4 protein-coding genes are annotated in these 3021 nt (G+C 63.4%); 1 reads left to right on the top strand and 3 read right to left on the bottom strand.

The window, feature by feature from the left end; genetic code table 11:
* A partial coding sequence (locus M0954_RS05405; protein ID WP_297352021.1) for an NAD(P)-dependent oxidoreductase occupies positions 1-547 on the bottom strand: 547 nt, incomplete at its 3' end.
* Positions 548-657: 110 nt separating this feature from the next.
* Between M0954_RS05405 and M0954_RS05410 the strand changes: the two genes are divergently transcribed.
* A complete protein-coding gene (locus tag M0954_RS05410; protein WP_297352023.1) occupies positions 658-1530 on the top strand; it encodes a symmetrical bis(5'-nucleosyl)-tetraphosphatase in 873 nt (290 codons plus the stop codon).
* A 5-nt stretch (positions 1531-1535) separates the two neighbouring features.
* Here the strand turns inward: M0954_RS05410 and M0954_RS05415 are convergent, their stop codons facing one another.
* Both M0954_RS05415 and M0954_RS05420 read right to left on the bottom strand, forming a co-directional pair.
* Positions 1536-2396 (bottom strand): 1-acyl-sn-glycerol-3-phosphate acyltransferase, encoded by an 861-nt coding sequence (locus tag M0954_RS05415; RefSeq protein WP_297352025.1) that lies wholly within the window; start codon positions 2394-2396, stop codon positions 1536-1538.
* A 15-nt stretch (positions 2397-2411) separates the two neighbouring features.
* On the bottom strand, positions 2412-3021 hold a 610-nt coding region (locus M0954_RS05420), incomplete at its 5' end, for an amidohydrolase family protein (RefSeq protein ID WP_297352026.1).

Raw genomic sequence — 3021 nt, forward strand, 5'->3', positions numbered from 1 at the left:
CGCGTCCCGTGTAGTTGAACGGCCGGACAATCAGCAGCGGCAGCCGGTCGAACCACGTGCGCACGAGCGACTCCATCGACGCCTTGCTGGCTGCATAGTGATTGACCGGCGCAACCGGAAAGCTCTCGTCGATCGCCTCGCTGGTCACGTTGCCATAAACGTTCGCACTGCTGGCAACCAGCACCTTGCGCGGCGTGTGGCCGACATCGGCGCATGCCTGCAGCAGGTTCAATGTGCCAAGCACATTGACCCGGTAAAAATCGACCGGGTCGTTATGCCCGACAAAACTGATGGCTGCGAGGTGCACAATGTAATCGGGCCGCACATCGTCAATCACTTGCCGGCATTCCTGTGGCGAGGTGATATCAAGCCGCCGCCGAGATGGTCCTTCGGGCGCATCCAGCCCCGCCACAGTCTCTGTCACGGCGTGCCCACTCGCGAGTAGATTGCTGATCAGCCAGGCCCCGGTAAAGCCGTTGGCGCCGGTAACAAGTGTCCGTGTCAGGCGTTCAGCGTGCGCCGCTGGTTTCGTCGTTTCTCCGTTCACCCTCATTCTCCTGGTCCTTAAAGCGTCGCAATACCGTCGCATCAAACGGGCTATTATGTCAGGCTACCATGATGCATCCATCGCCAGTGTGTACCTGATTCCGCCCCCAGATGACCGTTCCCAGCCTTCCGCATTCCGTACCCCTTGCCTTCGGTGACCTGCAGGGTTGCCGCACCCCTTTCCAGCAACTGCTTGCGAAGGTTGCACCGTCGCCAGACACGCCGCTCTGGTTCGCCGGCGACCTGATCAATCGCGGCAGCGAGTCGCTCGCCACGCTGCACGACATCATCGCACTTGGCGAACGTGCGAAGCCGGTGCTCGGCAATCATGACCTGCATCTGCTGTCGGTGTCGGCCGGCATTCGCAAATCGAAGAAGGGCGATACGATCGACGAGATTCTCGCCGCGCCCGATGCCGAAGATCTGCTGCACTGGGTCCGCCATCTGCCGGTGGCGCACTTCGAGAACAACATGCTGCTGGTTCACGCAGGCGTGTTGCCGCAATGGGATGTGACGCTCACGCTCGAACTCGCCGATGAACTGCAGCGTGCGCTGCGTGCGCCGAACTGGAAGGAGACGCTGGCGGGTCTCTACGGCAACGAGCCGAACCGTTGGAAGCCGGGCCTGAAAGGCATCGACCGTCTGCGGCTGACTTGTACCGCCCTCACGCGTCTGCGCTTTTGCAATCTGGACGGCGAGATGGACTTCAGCACGAGCGGCGGCCTCAATTCCGCGCCGTCGGGCTTTATGCCGTGGTTCGACGTACCTTCGCGGAAGACGTCCGACATCACCGTGGTGTTCGGTCACTGGGCCGCGCTGGGTTTGATGATGCGCGACAACCTGATCGGGCTCGATTCGGGTTGCGTGTGGGGCGAAGAATTGTCCGCGGTGCGGCTCGCGGCCAATCCGGCCGAACGCACGCTGACTCAAGTCGAGTGCACGGGTTGCCGTTCCTCGGCTAGCTCTGCTAGTTCGGGCAACTAGATCAACTAGGCTGATCGTCCGTGCTGATCGACGTTGTCGATCAGCGTCTCTTCGTGCGGCACCGCTACACCGGTCGCATTCTGAATGGCCGATGCTTCGCTTTCCAGAGCGGCCGCAGCACGAGCAGGCGCGCCCGCGCCTTGCAAGCTGCGTAACGCCGTTCCTACCGTCTGTTGTGCCTGCGCTGCCAGCGTGCGCCGATCGGCGCCCGGCGTCAGCGCCTCGCCCACATACACATGCGCCGTCAGCGGACCACCGCGCAGCAGCGCGTCGAGCGACTGGCCGAGCGACATGTCGCCGATATACGCCGGCGCGGTCGATTGCCGTCCGTGCGCATCTTCGTACATCAGGCAAACCGGCTGCACCGGGCTCGCCGCCGACACCGCTGCCTGGAACATATTGGCGTGGAACGACAACAGCGTGAGACCGTCGGAGGTGGTGCCTTCCGGGAACACGCACATCAGTTCGCCCGCGCTCAACCGGTCGGACAATTCGTGCATGATCCGCTTGGCGTCGCTGCGCTTCTCGCGCTGGATAAACACCGTCCCCAGTTGCTGAGCGAGCCAGCCCACTACCGGCCATTGACGAATTTCGGCCTTGGAGACGAACGGCGTCGGCCGCCACGCGTTGATCACGTAGATGTCGATCCACGAGATGTGATTGGCCACCACCAGCGCGCCAGCGTCGAGCCGCGCGCTGTCGTTATGGACGACGAGACGCATGCCGCACAGCCGCAGCATCTTCAACGACCACACGCGGTTGAGCGCTTCCCGCTCGGCCGCGCTCGCGCGCGGAAAACGCGTCGCTACCGTGAACATGCCATGCAGCAGATGTGCGATCAGCCGGGCCTTGCGAAATGCGAGCATGGTGCAGTCCTAAGGTTAGCGCTGTTCGAATGCAACGTGCCCGGAGACGATCGTCGCTCGCACGCGTGCCGGCAGTTCGTAGCCGAGGAAAGGGGTGTTGTGCCCTTGGCTTTTCAGTGCGCGCGGCTCGACGCGCCAGTGCGCATTGCGATCGAAGATGCACAGATCGGCGCAGGCGCCCACTGCAACACGGCCCGCGTCCAGCTTCAGCACGCTAGCCGGCGCTGCGGTGATGCGGTTGAGCGCCTTGGCTAACGGCACACGGGCCTCGTCCGCCCATTTCACCGTCAGCGAAAGGAACAGCTCCAGACCGGTCGCGCCCGGCGTGGCTTCGGCGAAGGGGAGCAGCTTTTCGTCATCGTCGACTGGGGTGTGATCGGAGCAGATTGCGTCGATCGTGCCGTCGGCCAGACCCGCGCGGATCGCTTCGCGATCGCGTTGCGAGCGCAATGGCGGGTCGAGGCGGAATTGCGAGTCGAAGTAGCCGATATCCAGGTCGATCAGGTGAATATGGTTCACCGTCACATCGCAGGTGACCGGCAGGCCTTCGGCCTTGGCCGCGCGCATCAGTTCGATGCCGGCCGCCGAGGACAGATGCGAGAGGTGCACGCGTGCACCGGTCACG

It is taken from the genome of Paraburkholderia sp., assembly GCF_026225065.1.
GTDB lineage: Bacteria > Pseudomonadota > Gammaproteobacteria > Burkholderiales > Burkholderiaceae > Paraburkholderia.

Excerpts from the sequence above, each read along its gene's own strand:
- M0954_RS05410 (WP_297352023.1), top strand. The coding sequence starts at position 658 with ATGACCGTTCCCAGCCTTCCGCATTCCGTACCCCTTGCCTTCGGTGAC.
- M0954_RS05415 (WP_297352025.1), bottom strand. The coding sequence starts at position 2,396 with ATGCTCGCATTTCGCAAGGCCCGGCTGATCGCACATCTGCTGCATGGC.